The organism is Agrobacterium sp. O3.4, assembly GCF_041414895.1.
GTDB classification, from domain to species: domain Bacteria; phylum Pseudomonadota; class Alphaproteobacteria; order Rhizobiales; family Rhizobiaceae; genus Agrobacterium; species Agrobacterium cucumeris.
This window is the reverse complement of the sequence record NZ_JALPZP010000012.1, coordinates 1-16,433: the sequence shown is the minus strand read 5'-3', so window position 1 is coordinate 16,433 and position 16,433 is coordinate 1. Positions and strand designations below refer to the sequence as shown.

Below are 16,433 nucleotides of genomic sequence, written 5' to 3'. Positions count from 1 at the left end.
TTGGCCAGGCAACTGGGAAAGCCGGGCAGCGAGCTCTACCAGGACAAATTCCCAGCCTTGCCGGACTACACAGCCGCCATCGATCGGATTGCAAAACGCCAGGAAGTTGTCGCGGCACGTGGCGAGGTCAAGCCGATTGAGCGCACCGAAGCGCCCGAAATACCCCAGGTTCAAGCTACTATCGTTGGCGAGACCTCGATCATTCGGTTGCCCGATCGGATAAAAACCAATCGCGAGAAGCCCCAAGAACTTGATGTAGTCTCGAAAGAAGGGCACGAAACTACAGGTAGTCTGAGGCAGAGTGTCCAAGAGAGTAATGCAGCACCAAAACAGACTTCGCCGAAGGCGGCAAATGACGTGGATCGGCTGACACGGGATTTTGACGAGCGCATCCGCGTCCGCGGGGATGGACGTGGACTCTAAGTAAAAGAGGGTGCGTAACGCGCACCCTCTTCCACTCGCTGTCCCTGTATCCGTTCTCTGTCGCGAGAACGTCGATCACCTTTTCGGAACTCTTTCCAGATCTGCTTGAGGTTCCGTTGCCGGAGAAAGCATTGGCGAGGATTGCTGGGATCCGGCGGACGGCGATGCGATGTGCCGGTTCGGTGACCAATTCCATCAGAGACCGGCCGACGTATGGCCTGCCGAAGTGGAAACGGCTGATCAGCTTGCGAGGCCGAGCTACTTCCCCGGCAAGCGTCGGGTTCGGGGCATTGTTTTCCTCGACCATGGCGGTATTTTGCTGAGTTGCCCGGCTAAACTAGGCTTTGGCAGCCTGTTCTTTGAGGTCATGCCGTCACTGGCGATGTCATCGCGCGATCCGCACGCTCGGCGACACGAAACGGAAAGCGACCAGGCAGGGATGCTGCTGTCGTCGCCGAAGCACTCGTCAATATCCGAACTCCCTTATGCCGAAGGCGGCAAAGCAGGAGTTCTAAAAGAAAGTGCTATAACGATCCCGTCAACATCGAAAGCAGTAGGCCGTTCGTCGCGCAGACGGCCGATTTGCATCTGTTTGCCTGGCGCCGCCTCAAAGCGGACTATCGCCCGCCAATGTGCTTTTAGCTCTCCCCGTCAATCCTGAACTTGACGCTAAACTGAACTCAGGCCGGTGCTGGTTCCATGCTCATTCGCCAGCTCCTGGCCAATCACAACCGCGCTGCCGTCATTCCGGAAAAAGCACACGTGTACCTATTCATCAAGCGCGGCTCTGCCGCCAGGAGCCGTAGCACGCGAATTGATGTCAAATGAAACCAAACTGTCAAAGGCGGGAATTTGAATTTCGACATAAATATCAGTACTCATAAATTATTAAAGCACAAATTTAATGTTTTCCCTCATATTGCAAATTCTGAATGCGGTTTGATAAAGTTATTCTACGAACCAATACTATCATACGTCGAAAGCGTTAGCACTTTTACTTCGACGTTTGTTCTTTTTGCAATGCGCGCGGCGCAGCCAATGCCGAATGAAGCGTCTTGATCATGAGACCGTGTCGCGTCACCCCCGCTGGTTTTGAAAGAAGCGAGATGCACATGCTTATCTATCTTATCTATGGACCCACCTGTAGCGGAAAAACCGACTTGGCAGTACAAGTGGCCCGAGAAACGGGTTGGCCGGTAATAGCGCTCGATCGGGTACAATGCTGCCCCCAAATCGCTACCGGCAGTGGACGTCCTTTGGAATCGGAACTGCAATCCACCGAGCGAATCTACCTGGATTCGCGCCCACTCGCTGAGGGTGTGATCGATGCAGAGGCGGCTCATCGTCAGCTCATCTCAGAAGTAGAGAATCGCCGGACCTCTCCTGGTCTCATCCTCGAAGGCGGTTCGATTTCCCTTCTGAACTGTATGGCCACGGACACTTATTGGGAAGCCGATTTTAGATGGCATGTAAGGCGACTTCGTCTTGCGGCTCCAGATGTTTTCCTGCCGCGAGCAAGACGCCGGGTGACGGAAATGTTTGCTGTCAAGGACGAGCGCCGATCTCTGCTGCAGGAACTGACGGATCTCTGGAAGCAGGAGGCGCTCCGGCCGATACTGGAGGACATCGACGGGTATCGCTGCGCAATCCGGTTCGCCAAGGAACATGATATCGGGATTCGCGATTTGTTGCGTCTCGATTTGACGCGACAGCAGGCGCTGATCTCGGCCATCGCCGACGAATATTTTGATCATGCGCAGTGGCAGGAGCGCGACTTCCCTGATTGGCAGGAGGGCGGAAACGTTCGCCTCACTCCTCGGGTGGCATCAAACGCTAACTGAGTGTCGGAAGTTAACGTCGCGAAACGAAGAGATTTGTGATGACCCTACCGGCCAATCAATCGCCTGAATGGTCATATTGTGCAACGAACTCGGGGAGGCCACCGGCACTGCTCCAAAATCCGAGATTCATCATTCCGATACCCCACTGCATTTGGCCTTTTCGGTCTACATTTTCAACGGTGACAACAAGCTGCTAGTGACGCGCCGGGCATCTGATAAGATCACCTGGCCCGGTGTTCTTTCCAACAGTTGCTGTGGACACCCGCAACCTGGCGAACCGTTGACCGAGGCTATCGAGCGCCGGGGTCACGAGGAATTGCGGATACGTGCAGACGACATTCGTCTTGTGCTGCCGGAATTTTCCTATCGCGCTTCAATGACGAATGGGATCACCGAAAACGAGTTGTGCCCCGTATTCGCTGCACATTGCAAAACCTCCGGCGTCAACCCCGATTTGAATGAGGTGTCAGCGTGGGAATGGGTGCATTGGCAATGGTTTTTCGAAAGCGTACAGGCTGAGCGCTTGTTGGTGTCACCATGGTGTCGTGCACAAGTCGACCTGCTCGCACCACTTGGTGCGAACCCATCGCAATGGCCCGTAGCGGAGGAGCGGCGGCTACCAAAAGCTGCCAGAACGAAGATTGACGTTCAACTTAAGGTTTCTTAGCTAAGCCGCTCCCGGGCGTGGAGCTCGTAGGGAGTTTCTCAATTCGGGAAATAGCTGGCCTTCAAGAAGTTCGTTTTCTCAATTGGAGGAGCGTTTGAGATATTGCGTCTTTGCGGGTTCAAGCAACGGCCAAAATCCGGCCTATGTGAGCGCAGCAAACCAACTTGGCAAAGCTCTGGCGAGATCGGGCATCGGATTGGTGTACGGCGGCGCTTCGATTGGTTTAATGGGTGCTATTGCGGACGCGGCCCGAAGCGATGGCGGAGAGGTTATCGGCGTCATTCCCCGCGCGCTGGCCGAGAAGGAGATCGCACACACCGATCTTGCTGATCTACGCGTTGTCGAGACCATGCACGAGCGCAAAGCGCTGATGACGACGCTGCCGGATGGTTTTATCGCTTTACCAGGAGGATTGGGAACCCTCGAAGAGCTGTTCGAAGTATGGACATGGGCTCAGTTGGGTTACCACAATAAGCCCTGTGCACTGCTGGACGTAGCGGGCTTTTACAAAAGGCTAGATTCCTTTCTTGATCATATTGTTGGCGAAGCATTCTTGACAGCAAGTCATCGCAACATCCTCCTCGTCGAAGAGGACGCCGAGGTGCTCATTTCTGCCATGGCAAAAGATAGTGCCACTTGAAAGTTACGTTCAGAAGAGAGCGATTTTAGGCTACTCCGACGCTAACTGCGCGCTTTGCAGGTTACCTGAAACGTGTTGTCCAAAAAGCGAGATGGCACTACGAGCGCTGGTCCCCCCTGTGTTGGCTCTGTTTATTTTGTAACGAAATTGCTGTGGCAAACCGTAGCCGATTTCATATTTCTTGTTTCTCGCGGAATGTCGGGCTGAAAAACGTTCATCAAGAGGACTGATGCGATAGGCCACAGGGGGGCGATGCATGAGAAGGACGTCGGATGAGGCTGCAGCTACCCGGAGGCGGATTTTACGCTCTGCCGAGGCTGTGTTTATCGAAAAAGGATACGATGAAGCCTCCTTGCAGGAAATTGCCGCCGAAGCGGCCGTAACAACCGGCGCCATCCAGTGGCATTTCGGACAAAAAATGCACATTCTACTGGCCTTGCGCGATGAGTTATGCTGGCAGGCAAGAAAGCTCGGCAGCCTTCACGACGCAGGGATGGTTGAGGAGCCATTAAAGGCAGTCGCCGAGTTTGCCACATCAGCCATTAACCACTTTGCTGACAATGAAAACTGCAGGCGGATTTTCCAGATCTATGATAAGAAAGTCTCCGATACAGTGGCCTTCCATAATGAAGACCGCAAGTTTCAGCAGGAAGTGCGGGCTACGTTAGGGAGCGTTTTCGGATCCGCAGAGACGAGAAAGGAATTACTAGCTCCTTGGACCTCCGACACTGCGGCATATACCTTTTGGTTTGCAATGCGAGGAACGTTTCAGACCTGGCTGGAGGATGATTCGAGGTTTGACCTGAAGTCCGATGGCATGCGTATCGTTCAAACGATGCTTTCCTCGTACCAGCGCGCCGATTTGGTCACTGGATAAAACAATCGGAGTTCGCTCGCTTTTCCTCATCGCCCAAGCGTTTTCCGATACCGCGGTTCAGCACCGGTGACCTTTAATATTTCCAGCTTTGGACGTCGTGGTTGATATGTCTCACGGATGAAGGCTCGTATACGGCCGGGCCAGGTGTCACTAAACATCCTGGACCAGTTTAACCAGATGCAAAATCACGGATTGTTTTGGAAAAGCTAACCCAAGTGCATCATGCCGGCGTCTAGGGTAGGGGATCACCCCTCTTCCTGCAAATGTGCCATGAACACTTCTGCTGGGGTTTTTTATCCGAGGCATTTTCGCGGTTGATCCTTGAGATGGCGGGCAAGGTGGGTCAGGTCGCGCTGAGAGACGGCTGCAAGATCGGTATCACCTGGCATGAAGCGGCGAATGCGCTTGTTGGCATTTTCCACCGCACCTTTCTGTAGGCGTTCAGGTCCTTGTTGAAGAGAAGGACGCGGCTCGTTTGGTCCGGCTGAACGCGGAAATCCGAACACACCTGCGCCGCACCGCCGCCGATCGACGACGCTGCGGTATCGCGAAACCCGAGACTCGACAGCACAGGCCCGAGTTCCTTTGGGGCAGTACCCAGTATCAGGATGCCGATCCGACAGATAAGCTGCGGCGAGCTTATGTCCACTAAAGCCGCGATTTCGGAAAGGCTGAGACTGGAAGTGGGCCAGGACGCCGCCTCCTCGCTGATTTTCGACACGCGCGTACGGTGACGAATTCCGTATGATGTTCCACCTGCGTGCGCAAATTCTCACTGTGACACGGGTCGGTGGATATGCCGCGCGCACCATCCTGCGTAATCGGACCGGAGCGCATGACCGCAACATGCTCAACGAAGGCCGGACCGGTGAAGTAGATAGACGGCCGGGCATGGAGCTCAGCATTGAAATCCGTCGACATGTAGTTTCGCCCTACGAGGGGAAAACACTCCTGATGCAGGCCAACCGAACGAGCCTCTGTTTCAGATCAGTTGCCGTTCGAAAGGTGAGCTTTTGCGAGTGCTTCCTGTGCCGATTTTGCGTTAAGCGCGGCAAGCGCGCGTTCGACATGATGCGCAATTTCAGAGACGGTTTTGCCTTGAAGCAGAGCGATTTCGGCGAGCGTTTTGCCGCGAGACAGCCACCGAAGGCATGCTAGTTCTAATGGACCGGGCAACACAAACTCCATGACCACATCGCCGACCTTCAAACTCAATCATCCCCGTCACCGAGCCAGCGGGCGCGCACCGCTGGAAACTCGATTGACGACGACTCATCCAGTTCTTTTTGAGGAGGCCTCGCTGCACATGCGGCAGCGACAGAACGAATGCCAATCGGCCCGTAGTTCTCAACCAGGTTGACCGCCTCGGCTTGCCTGTTCTCGATATTTTGCCTGTTCAACTTGGTATCCTCAGGGTGTTCATTTTCCCGTTCAAAGTGGCAGCAACTCGACGACGAACGCCGTCGTCGGGCCGTTTGCCCGAAGAACGACTTTTTCGGCGCGATCCAGGTGAAGGGCATCGAGGCTTTCCAGTCGCTCCCCGGAATTCTTTAGCGCGCAGCCGGACATCACGATGACGAACACCACCGCGACATCCGATCCGACCTCCAATTCGCCATCAAGCCTGCACCTCGCAACGCGATGACCGAAGCGTCCCCTCCGGCTCATGACATTGAGGTCGCTGATAGGGCCATCCACCAGTCGAGCGGTGGTCGGGACGTCCGCTCGAAAGGTAAAAGGCGGACTATTCTGAGAGCAGACGGTGGCGGGCTCCCCGGCAATCGCGAGTTCTATCCCCTCCCCCGTCAGCACGCTCAACGTCCGATCGACTTCATCGAATGTCGAGAAAGGCCCATCGAGAGCGACCGTCGCGGTGCTGATGCGCCAGTCGAAATCGTCGACCGACGCATCCGGAGGGGAGACGGCGATCTCCACCGTCTCTCCCTTGCCGTTCTTCCACATCGTGCGCTTGTACTGCGCGGAACGCAGAACGCGCATTTGCTTCAGTTCCCGAGAATGCCCGGCAGACGCAGGCCTTTGTCCTTGGCGCAGTCGATGGCGATCTCGTAGCCCGCATCGGCGTGGCGCATGACTCCGGTCGCCGGGTCGTTCCAGAGAACGCGCTCCAGCCGCTTGGCGGCATCGTCGGAGCCGTCGGCGCAGATGACAACGCCCGAATGCTGGCTAAAGCCCATGCCAACGCCGCCGCCATGGTGTAGCGACACCCAGGTAGCCCCCGATGCGGTGTTGAGCAGTGCGTTGAGCAGCGGCCAGTCGGAGACGGCGTCAGAGCCGTCCTTCATCGCTTCGGTCTCGCGGTTGGGCGAGGCGACCGATCCGGAGTCGAGATGGTCGCGACCGATGACCACGGGTGCCGAAAGCTCGCCGTTCTTGACCATCTCATTGAAGGCCAGCGCCAGGCGATGACGGTCGGCGAGGCCGACCCAGCAGATGCGAGCCGGCAGGCCCTGGAAGGCGATGCGTTCGCGGGCCATGTCAAGCCAGTTGTGCAGGTGCCTGTTGTCGGGCAGCAGGTCCTTGACCTTGGCGTCGGTCTTGTAGATGTCCTCCGGATCGCCGGAAAGGGCGGCCCAGCGGAACGGACCGATGCCGCGGCAGAAGAGCGGGCGGATATAGGCCGGAACGAAACCCGGGAAGGCGAAGGCGTTCTCAAGACCTTCCTCCTTTGCGACCTGGCGGATGTTGTTGCCGTAGTCGAGCGTCGGCACCCCGGCATCCCAGAAGGCAACCATGGCTTCGACATGGACTTTCATCGAGGCGCGGGCGGCAGCCTCGACGGTCTTCGGGTCGCTTTCGCGCTTGGCCTTGTGCTGGGCAACGGTCCAGCCGATTGGCAGATAACCGTTGAGCGGATCATGGGCCGAGGTCTGATCGGTGACGATGTCGGGGCGTGGACCACCGGCCTCCATACGCCGCACGAGCTCGGGGAAAATTTCCGCGGCATTGCCCAGCAGGCCGACGGATTTTGCCTCGCCGGCTTTGGTCCAGCGCTGGATCATCTCGAGGGCCTCGTCGAGCGTCCTTGCCTTCTCGTCGACATAGCGGGTGCGAAGACGGAAATCGATGCGGGTCTCATCGCTTTCGACGGCCAGGCAGCAGGCACCTGCCATGACGGCGGCGAGCGGCTGGGCGCCGCCCATGCCGCCGAGACCGCCGGTCAGGATCCATTTGCCTTTGAGATTGCCGCCGTAATGCTGGCGGCCGGCCTCGACGAAGGTTTCGTAGGTGCCCTGCACGATGCCCTGCGTGCCGATATAGATCCACGAGCCGGCCGTCATCTGGCCGTACATGGCAAGGCCCTTCTTATCCAGCTCGTTGAAATGGTCCCAGGTTGCCCAGTGCGGCACGAGGTTCGAGTTGGCGATCAGGACGCGCGGCGCATCCTTGTGGGTCCGGAAGACACCGACCGGCTTGCCCGACTGAACGAGCAGGGTCTCATCCGCATTGAGCGTCTTCAGCGTCGCCGCAATCGTTTCGAAGTCGTTCCAGGTGCGTGCCGCCCGGCCGATGCCGCCATAAACCACCAGCTCGTGGGGGTTTTCAGCCACATCAGGATCGAGGTTGTTCATCAGCATGCGCAGCGGCGCTTCGGTCATCCAGCTCTTGGTGTTGAGCTCCGAGCCGCGTGGCGCGCGAACTTCGCGGATATTGTGTCGAGGATTGGTCATGGTCAGTGGCTCCCAATATTCACTTCTTGAGTTCGGATGCGGCGCGCTCGAGGTTGGTCAGAATGTCCCTGAGACGGGCGCGGATGCGCTCGGCTTTTGCGGTGTCATAGGAAAATGGCGGTTCCTCTGCCGAAAGATGAGTCGATTGCGCCAGTTCCATTTGGATCGCGTGGACGCCGCTTTCGAGCGTGCCGTAATGCCTTGTGGTCCACCCTCCCTTGAACCGACCGTTCAACGTGCGTGTGTAGCCATCAGCATTGCGAACGACGTTAACGACGGCCGCCGCGACTGCGGGATGACACGACTGCCCGTCATTGGTCCCGATATTGAAGTCGGGCAACGTTCCCTCGAACAGGAAGGGAATGTGCGAGCGGATTGAGTGACAGTCATAGACAATGGCCAAGCCGTGAATTGCCTTCACCCGCTCGATCTCTGATTGGAGGGCGGTATGGTAGGGTGAGTGGAAAGTAGCGACTCGTTGAGCGATATCGTCGTCTGTCGGTTCCGCACCGGATTTCCAGATGGCTTCACCATCAAAGTCCGTTTTGGGGATAAGGCCAGTGGTGTTCTGCCCAGGGTACAAACTCGCCCCTTCCGGATCCCGGTTGGCATCAATGACGTAGCGATGAAACATCGCTCGAACGACTGTGGCTTTCTCTAAAAGACCATCGTACAGATTATGTATATACCAATCGGTATCGATCAGCTGCCGGCCATTGTCGTTCAACCGCTCCCAGATCTCGCTCGGAACATCGGTACCGGTATGGGGCATTGCTAGAATAACCGGAGAGGTGCCGTGGCGAACTTCAAAAACACTCATGATTTCTTCTCTTCTACGACTAGCGAATGGAGGTGAAAGAACCAGCCAGGTTCGAAACGCCAGGGACATGACTTAAAGTCACGGCCGCAGTCCTCGTCCCTTAAATATTCGCGCATGCAGGGGATTGAAGCCCATCCGCTAGACCAGCTCAGCTGGCCGTCCGATATTCCAGATCGCGAAATCAGCGGACCTTCCGACCTCGAGGGTTCCAGTTTCATGCAAGAGACCAAGGGCACGTGCAGCCTCTCTTGTCGCGCCAGCGACGCACTCGTCGACCGTCAAGCCGAACAACGTGGCTGCCATATTCATAGTCAGCAGCAACGAGGTCCGTGGTGAAGTGCCCGGATTGCAGTCTGTTGCGATAGCGATAGGCGTGCCGGCATTGCGAAGCGCTTGCACTGGCGGCAGCTGCTTTTCTCGGAGTGTATAGAATGCTCCTGGCAGAAGAACAGCCACCGTACCAGCCATAGCGAGCGCTTGGGCACCTTCTTCATCGAGGCACTCAAGATGATCTGCCGAGAGCGCTCGATAGGACGCGGCTAGCTTTGCTCCTCCAAGATCGGATAGCTGCTCCGCGTGCAACTTTACCGGAAGGCCTATCGCAGTCGCCTTGTCGAATACCTTGGATATCTCCGCTGGCGAAAATGCGATATTTTCACAAAAACCATCCACCGCATCGATGAGACCTTCCCTCCTGCCCCGCTCGAGTCCAGGGATGACGACATCCTTGATGTAGTCGCCATTCCTGCCTCTGTAACTTGACGGGATCGCATGGGCGGCGAGATAAGTGGTCACGACGCGCACCGGTCTCAGCGTCTCCAATCCCCTTGCCACACGCAGCATTTTCAATTCAGCTTCGACGTTGAGGCCGTAGCCAGACTTTATCTCGACCGTCGACAGTCTCTCTTCCATGAGGGCGTCAAGTCGAGGCAGATCTTGCAAAACGAGTTCATCCTCGGAAAATTTGTTCGTGGCGTTTACAGAAGAAGCAATTCCCCCACCGGCCAGTGCGATCTCCTCACACGACGCACCGGCGAGTCGCATTTCGAATTCGTGTGCGCGGTCGCCACCGAATACCAAGTGCGTATGGCAGTCGATCAATGCCGGCGTCACCCACCGGCCCTCCAAATCGACTTGAACCGCGCCTCTCGCCAACGCCGGGAGATTTGCGTCGGTTCCGACGTATGCGATGCGGTCACCTCTGACCACTATCGCGCCACCCTCTACGACACCCAGGCCGTCTCGATCTCCCGCGACAGTCGCCAGATGCGCGTTCCTCCAAACGACGATTTCCTCATCGGATGCGGGCGTTGCCACTGACATCTCGATCCCCGTTGCTCTATATTTGTCTTTCATTACTGATATTTTGTATATACCAATACACGGAATTGCAAGCACCAAAGTTGCCTGCGTTTCGCAAAAAATCAGAGGGAAGCTATGAAGGAATTGAACAGTTCAGCACTTTTCGCACGGAAGGCCCTTCTTCCGAGCGGCTGGCACGACAATGTCAGGGTGTTGGTCGAGAGCGGAACCATCGCGTCGGTATCGACCGATGCTGATCCTGCACCATCCGACGAACACCATCAAATCATTCTGCCTGCGATGGGCAATCTCCATAGCCACGCCTTTCAGCGCGCAATGGCAGGTCTGGCCGAGACCCGCGGGCCGTCAGATGACAGCTTCTGGAGCTGGCGAAATGTAATGTACCGGTTCGCCTTGACGATGAGCCCCGACGATGTCGAGGCTGTTGCGTCCCAGCTCTACATGGAAATGCTTGAAGCAGGTTTCAGCCGTGTCGGCGAGTTTCACTACCTGCATCATAGCCCGGATGGAAACCATTACTCCAACATTGCGGAAATGGCGGAACGAGTCGCAGCGGCCGCGAGTGCCACCGGAATAAACTTGACCCTGCTACCTGTCTTTTACGCCCACTCGGATTTCGGCGGACTCGAACCGGTGGAGGGGCAACGACGATTTATCAATTCGCTCGACAGCTTCGAACGACTAATGGTTGCGTGCCGATCTCTAGTCGCGAAAATCGACGGCGCCGAGCTTGGTGTCGCACCACACAGCCTGAGAGCCGTCATACCGCAGGAACTGCTTGCGGTCACCTCAATGTCTGGCGGAGGGCCAATCCATATCCATATCGCCGAGCAGATGAAGGAAGTTTCGGATTGTATTGCCTGGTCCTCTGCTCGTCCTGTTGAATGGTTGTTGGACAATGCACCTGTGGACCAGCGCTGGTGCCTAATTCACGCAACTCATATGACCGAAATCGAAACGGCAAGAATGGCGCGGACTGGCGCTATCGCTGGGCTTTGCCCGATTACCGAGGCCAATCTTGGCGACGGTATTTTTCCAGGCCAAATTTTCTGCGAACAAGGAGGCCGTGTCGGCATTGGTTCCGACTCGAACGTTCTCATTTCCCTGAACGGAGAGCTGCGGCAACTTGAATATTCACAACGACTGCGACTCCAAGCACGTAACGTCCTGGCAGCGCCGGGCGGCTCAACGGGTCGCAATCTTATCGTCTCTGCCGTCCGCGGCGGCGCCATGGCGCTGAACGCGGAGAGTGGCATTGAGGTACACAATTCTGCCGACATGCTTTCACTCAATCTCACAGAAGTTCCCTATCTCGAAGATGACGAGATCCTGGATCATTGGATCTTTGCAGATGGGGTTGCGATCGACAACGTTTGGGTTCAAGGCCGCAGACAAGTGGTAGCCGGTCGCCACGTCGCCCGAGACAAGATCAATCGACGCTTCCTCACCACAATGCAGAAGTTGGTTCGCCGCTGATCGACACGCGGAGGCGAGTTGGCGGTCTTGTCCTTGCAAGGTCGCCTGTTTTGCGTTGGCGTAATTTCGAGGCGTCGGGGAATAAACTGGCATGCAAAAAGGGGCGCCGAGCGCCCCTTCTTAAAATTAAATTTCAGATGTGATCATATCTACTGTACTAGCCGCGACGACCGGTAAAGACGTTCAGCCCCACCAGACGGTCGATTATGAGAACGACGATGGCCGAACCAATCACCGACCAGGTGGCAACTGCGGCTATCAATGGCCTGTATTGGTAGAGGAGATACTCATAGATTTTGATCGGCAGTGGCTGCAGTTCGCGCGGCGTGAGGAAGACCGAGATGGAGAAGTCATTCCACGAGGTTATGAAAGCAAAGAGAAAGCCAGCGATCACACCAGGTTTGATCAACGGCAACGTTACTGACACAAACGTACGCCACGGATTTGCGCCGACACTGCTTGCAGCATCCTCCAGCGCGGGGTCGAGGTTCTCGGTAACGGCTGTGATCGTTCGTACCGGGTATGGCATGGTGATCATCACGTGGCCGATGACGAGCGCAAATAGGTTCGTCACCCCGAAAGCGTAGATCATCACCGAATACAACGACAGAGCAAAGATCACCGAGGGTACGAGCAACGGCCCCATGAACGACAAAGTCAGGACCTTCGCCACCGTGGGCGGTGCTTTCCGCAATTGGAGCGCGACCGGAAGTGCGAAGATCGTTGAGACCGTGGCTGCTACTGCTGCGACGGCAAAGCTGATGAGGGCGCCATTCACGAAGCTTCTGTCCGTGAGAGCCGCAATCATCCAATGCAACGTCAATTGCTTGGGCGGAAAGAACATGGCTTCCGCGTTCAAAGCTGCGCCGGCGACCACAAACAGTGGCGCCACGACGGTGACGAACGCGCAGAAAGCGGCAATACCTAATCCTGTGGGGAGTGGCAACCACACCTTCCTGGCCGAAACGCCCTTCCCCGTCGAGACAGTTGTGGTAGCGCTCATGCTGCTCTCCTCGCCGTGCGGAATGTTTGATTGATGGCAAACAAATAGATTGCAGTAATCAGGATGCTCAGAATCGTCAGGCTTATGCCGATCGCCGCTGCGAAGGGGAAGTTCCCCTGCACGGTGGCTTGTTCGTAGGCCATCATGCCCATCATTTTGACCCGACCGCCGCCCATGAGGGACGGAATCGCAAAAGCTGCGGCGTTCAAAGTGAACGCAATCAGTGTGCCCGCCACGACTCCGGGCAGCGACAGCGGGAAGGTTACGGCCCAAAAGGTCTTGTACTTGTTGGCGCCCACGCTTGCCGCCGCCTCTTTGAGGGCCGGGTCGATCGCGGCTATGACACCGATAAGAGGCAAAACGACATACGGGATGGCGATCTGAACCAACCCTATCAAAACCCCAAGCTCGGTATACATGATGCGGACCTTCGGCATCCCCATGAAGGTCAGGGCGCTATCAATAAGTCCGCCGCTCATTAGAAGAACATTCAATCCAAAGATCCGGATAACGATGTTCACAGAGAGGGACACAACCACCATGCTGGTGAGAAACCCTCTGCGGTCAGCAGGGAGCTCGGCAATGTAGTAGGCCAGCACATACCCGATAATCAGAGCAAGCACCGTGGACAAAACCGACAGCTTAACGGTCGTCCAGAGCGCTGTTTCGAGATAGAAGGGGTCCGTCCAGAACCTCGCGTAGTGCTCTAGCGTGCCTGTAAATACAGGCGCGCTGCCAACCTCATGGGAGGACATGCTCGTCGCAACGAGCCAGCACATGGGAACGAAAAAGAACAAGATGACGAAGGCGAACGGCAGGAACAGCGGCGCTTGGGTAGACCACGCAACCACACGCTCCCAAAGTCCTCTGCGTTCATCACTCTGCGGCAACGACGGCGTTAGTGACATTGATCCTGACCTTGTCTCCGGGTTTCAAAACATCGGCGTTAGACCGTTCCTGCAGGAAAACGGGCGCCTCAGGTTCGTGAGTGAGTTTGATCCCATATCGAATTGCAGAGCCTTCATAGATCACATCGCCGACCGTGCCCTCGAGCTGATTTGCAGGCGGATTGCTGCCCTGCCGTTCAAGTACCAGCCACTCGGGCCGAACAATAACGGTGACCTTCTCTCCGACCGCCCTGGCCGACGGCGCATGCGCAGTCACGACGGCGCCATTGCTGAGCTTGATTTCGGCCCTGCTCTCCTTGGAATTCTGCACCAGTTCTCCGGGCAGGAAATTTGCGCTACCAAGAAAGCCGGCAACAAAACGGTTCGCCGGGCGCTCATAGACTGTCCTCGGGTCGGCGATTTGCTGAATCCTTCCGGATTGCATGACCACCACTTGGTCGGACATGGAGAGCGCCTCCTCCTGATCGTGCGTGACGAATAGCATCGTCACCCCAAGAGACCGCTGCAGTCGCTTCAATTCAATACGGAGTTCTTCCCGCAAGCGCCGATCCAGATTGGACAGCGGCTCATCAAGAATGATCACCTCAGGATCGATCGCAAGCGCTCGTGCCATGGCGACGCGTTGCTGCTGCCCGCCACTGAGTTCACGAGGATATCGATCCTTCAAGCCGGTCAATTGCACCATGCTGAGGGCACGGTCTACACGACGCGCGATCTCTTCCCGGGGCAGCTTGCGTATGCGAAGACCGAACGAGAGGATTTCTGCCACAGTCATGTGGGGCCACAGGGCGTAGTTTTGGAAGACCACGCCGATGTTGCGTTTGTAGGGAGGCAGGTTGGTAACCTCCCTGCCTCTGATCGAAACACGCCCGCTGTCGGGAATGATGAAGCCCCCGATCACACGCAATGTCGTTGTCTTGCCGCAACCACTTGGGCCGAGAACGGTGATGAACTCACCGTTCTTGACCTGAAGGGAGACGTCGTCCAGAACGTTGATGTCGCCGTACGTCTTGCGGCAGTGCGACAGTTCAATGTCGAAACTTTGGGTCATTATCGTTGAATTTCCCGTTCCCAGCGCTGCTGCCATTGATCATAGACCGAAACGATGTACTTCCAGTCGGCGCTTTTCAGATCCTTGACGTTGTCTGGCGTGATCATGATCTTTGCCTGGACTTCCTGCGGCAGCTTAGCTTCGCGGTTCGTCGGGAAATAACCAAGGCGAGTGGCCATATTGAGTCCCGAGGCGGGGCTCAGTAAGTGGTTGACCAGCTTCTCGGCCAACTCGGTGTTCGGACGTCCGGCAACGACGCTAAGCGTCGAGGCGAGCGGGAAAAATCCTTCCTTCGGAATGACGCCCTGGATTTTTACGCCTTCAGTGTCACGCGCCCAGCCGATGCGGCCATCGGTCCACATGCTCATGGAGATCTGGTCGTTGCGATACAGTTCGAGATGGTTGGCGTGCGAGTCCACCCAGACGTCGATGTTCTGAGCGATCTTGGCCATTTCGGCGAAGCCGGCGTCGGGATGACGCTCGTCGCCGCCGGCCTCTTTCGCAAAGAGAGTGATTAGATCGATATTTTCAGGCCGGAATCCGCGCAGCGCGATGCGGCCCTTGTATTCCGGCTTCGCGAGATCATGCCACGATTGCGGCGGCTTCACCTCCGCAGGATTGTAAGCGAGCACATATGCGCCGAAATTCGCTGCGACGACCGCGTCGGAGTAGATCGCATTCGGGTGAATGTCCTTCAGGTTGGTAACCAGCTTCGGATCGAGCGGCGCAAACGCCTTCTCGGCTTCCATGCGAAGCGCGAAAACCGGATCAGAAACGATAACGTCGACTTCCTTGTTGCGGACACGGGCTATGTTGTTCGCGCCGGACCCGGCAACAATGGTGACCTTGACGTCGTTTTCCTGTTCGAAGGATTTCACGCTCGCAGCCATTGCTTCGTCATAGGCACCGCCAAAACCGCTGACGATCAGCTCCTTTTGTTGCGCCTGAGCTCCTGAACTCAGCGCGCAAGCTGCGACCAACATTGCGCCACCGACGATGGCTTTCCCAAATTGCCATTTCATGGTTAGTTCCCCTTGGTTGGGGTTTGGCTCGCAGCAACGCGAGACAAACCGTTCTGCGTCGGACACCGTGCCCTACCGCAAACATTGAGTTGACTTCAGGTTTGAGATTTGCCTCCGTTGCTTGAGGCTCATCATCTCATATACAAATGCCGCTTCTTTTCCGCTGGGATCTGTCCTCGGAGGAGCTAAGGCTCAGCGTCATCGGGGCGATATGTTTGGCAGTTGCATGCCAGATAGCCACGCCAATCCGCCCCTAAAGAAACGCGTCGTCAAGTCGGTTACATGGCTGAAACAGAACGAACTTCCGTCATCCAGGACGCTGTGTCCCGCATTGTTCGGAAGGTCACTGATTTTGTCGAATTCAAACCAGAATGCCATTTCGCCGTTCTCCTGTTACCGCATGTTTCCTGCGGTTTGGTCTATACATATTAACAGAAAGGCTTAGCCAATCAAGTCAATTTTTTGTCGCCAAAGGGAGGCGGCTCGCGTTAGAAACCGCCCCGGCTGAACGCTTGTTATGCGAGTTCGATCGTGAGCATGATCGGCTTCTTGTCGCCAAAGTTGCTTTCCAGAACAGCGCGACCAACCTTATAGATATCGTCGGCATACTCCGGCAGGATCTCACCGAGAACCGGTGTCGCAATATCTTCGGTGACTTCACCATACTGGACGATGACCTTGTTGCCGGTGCCC

Annotated in this window: 16 protein-coding genes and 1 pseudogene; 7 read left to right on the top strand and 10 right to left on the bottom strand. The window is 56.4% G+C overall.

Going from position 1 to position 16,433, the window contains the following annotated elements:
* The 5 genes from M0412_RS26035 to M0412_RS26015 all read left to right on the top strand — a co-directional run.
* The coding region (locus tag M0412_RS26035) for a hypothetical protein (RefSeq protein WP_371338344.1) at positions 1–423 on the top strand (423 nt) is incomplete at its 5' end.
* Positions 424–1,535: 1,112 nt separating this feature from the next.
* Positions 1,536–2,264 (top strand): isopentenyl transferase family protein, encoded by a 729-nt coding sequence (locus M0412_RS26030; RefSeq protein WP_077768184.1) that lies wholly within the window; start codon positions 1,536–1,538, stop codon positions 2,262–2,264.
* 67 nt (positions 2,265–2,331) lie between these two features.
* Positions 2,332–2,931, top strand: coding sequence for an isopentenyl-diphosphate Delta-isomerase (gene idi, locus M0412_RS26025; protein WP_012475940.1), 600 nt, complete (start codon positions 2,332–2,334; stop codon positions 2,929–2,931).
* Between the two features lie 94 nt (positions 2,932–3,025).
* Positions 3,026–3,571: a TIGR00730 family Rossman fold protein gene (locus tag M0412_RS26020; protein WP_077768185.1), complete on the top strand. Its 546-nt coding sequence runs from the start codon at positions 3,026–3,028 to the stop codon at positions 3,569–3,571.
* 256 nt (positions 3,572–3,827) lie between these two features.
* The gene (locus tag M0412_RS26015; RefSeq protein ID WP_077768155.1) at positions 3,828–4,448 is read left to right on the top strand and encodes a TetR/AcrR family transcriptional regulator; all 621 of its coding nucleotides are present in this window, start codon (positions 3,828–3,830) and stop codon (positions 4,446–4,448) included.
* Positions 4,449–4,741: 293 nt separating this feature from the next.
* Here M0412_RS26015 and M0412_RS26010 read toward each other — a convergent pair.
* Positions 4,742–4,882, bottom strand: a pseudogene (locus tag M0412_RS26010) (IS30 family transposase); the annotation flags it as partial.
* A 310-nt stretch (positions 4,883–5,192) separates the two neighbouring features.
* On the opposite strand from M0412_RS26010, the gene M0412_RS26005 reads away from it, so the two are divergent.
* Positions 5,193–5,606: a hypothetical protein gene (locus M0412_RS26005; protein ID WP_161596397.1), complete on the top strand. Its 414-nt coding sequence runs from the start codon at positions 5,193–5,195 to the stop codon at positions 5,604–5,606.
* Positions 5,607–5,659: 53 nt separating this feature from the next.
* Here M0412_RS26005 and M0412_RS26000 read toward each other — a convergent pair whose 3' ends face one another.
* The 5 genes from M0412_RS26000 to hutI all read right to left on the bottom strand — a co-directional run bounded on the left by M0412_RS26000 (position 5,660) and on the right by hutI (position 10,280).
* Positions 5,660–5,848, bottom strand: coding sequence for a hypothetical protein (locus M0412_RS26000; protein WP_077768157.1), 189 nt, complete (start codon positions 5,846–5,848; stop codon positions 5,660–5,662).
* Between the two features lie 31 nt (positions 5,849–5,879).
* Entirely contained in the window at positions 5,880–6,446 is a 567-nt protein-coding gene (locus M0412_RS25995; protein ID WP_012475936.1) for a HutD family protein, read from the bottom strand.
* A gap of 5 nt (positions 6,447–6,451) precedes the next feature.
* Complete coding sequence (hutU, locus tag M0412_RS25990) at positions 6,452–8,137, bottom strand: urocanate hydratase (RefSeq protein WP_012475935.1); 1,686 nt, start codon at positions 8,135–8,137, stop codon at positions 6,452–6,454.
* A 19-nt stretch (positions 8,138–8,156) separates the two neighbouring features.
* Positions 8,157–8,957 (bottom strand): N-formylglutamate deformylase, encoded by an 801-nt coding sequence (gene hutG / locus M0412_RS25985; RefSeq protein ID WP_077768158.1) that lies wholly within the window; start codon positions 8,955–8,957, stop codon positions 8,157–8,159.
* 138 nt (positions 8,958–9,095) lie between these two features.
* Positions 9,096–10,280, bottom strand: coding sequence for an imidazolonepropionase (hutI, locus tag M0412_RS25980; RefSeq protein WP_234888143.1), 1,185 nt, complete (start codon positions 10,278–10,280; stop codon positions 9,096–9,098).
* Between the two features lie 114 nt (positions 10,281–10,394).
* Here hutI and M0412_RS25975 point away from each other — a divergent pair, with 114 nt between their 5' ends.
* Positions 10,395–11,756, top strand: coding sequence for a formimidoylglutamate deiminase (locus tag M0412_RS25975; protein WP_012475932.1), 1,362 nt, complete (start codon positions 10,395–10,397; stop codon positions 11,754–11,756).
* A 157-nt stretch (positions 11,757–11,913) separates the two neighbouring features.
* Here the strand turns inward: M0412_RS25975 and M0412_RS25970 are convergent, their stop codons facing one another.
* The 4 genes from M0412_RS25970 to M0412_RS25955 are packed head-to-tail and all read right to left on the bottom strand — an operon-like array spanning position 11,914 to position 15,740.
* Positions 11,914–12,759, bottom strand: coding sequence for an ABC transporter permease (locus M0412_RS25970; protein WP_012475931.1), 846 nt, complete (start codon positions 12,757–12,759; stop codon positions 11,914–11,916).
* A complete protein-coding gene (locus M0412_RS25965; RefSeq protein ID WP_012475930.1) occupies positions 12,756–13,667 on the bottom strand; it encodes an ABC transporter permease in 912 nt (303 codons plus the stop codon). The genes M0412_RS25970 and M0412_RS25965 overlap by 4 nt, the downstream gene beginning before the upstream one ends.
* Positions 13,636–14,718, bottom strand: coding sequence for an ABC transporter ATP-binding protein (locus M0412_RS25960; RefSeq protein ID WP_077768160.1), 1,083 nt, complete (start codon positions 14,716–14,718; stop codon positions 13,636–13,638). Before M0412_RS25960 ends, M0412_RS25965 begins: the two co-directional genes overlap by 32 nt.
* Positions 14,718–15,740, bottom strand: a complete 1,023-nt coding sequence (locus M0412_RS25955) for an ABC transporter substrate-binding protein (RefSeq protein ID WP_077768161.1) — start codon at positions 15,738–15,740, stop codon at positions 14,718–14,720. The genes M0412_RS25960 and M0412_RS25955 overlap by 1 nt, the downstream gene beginning before the upstream one ends.
* Between the last annotated feature and the right edge of the window lie 693 nt (positions 15,741–16,433).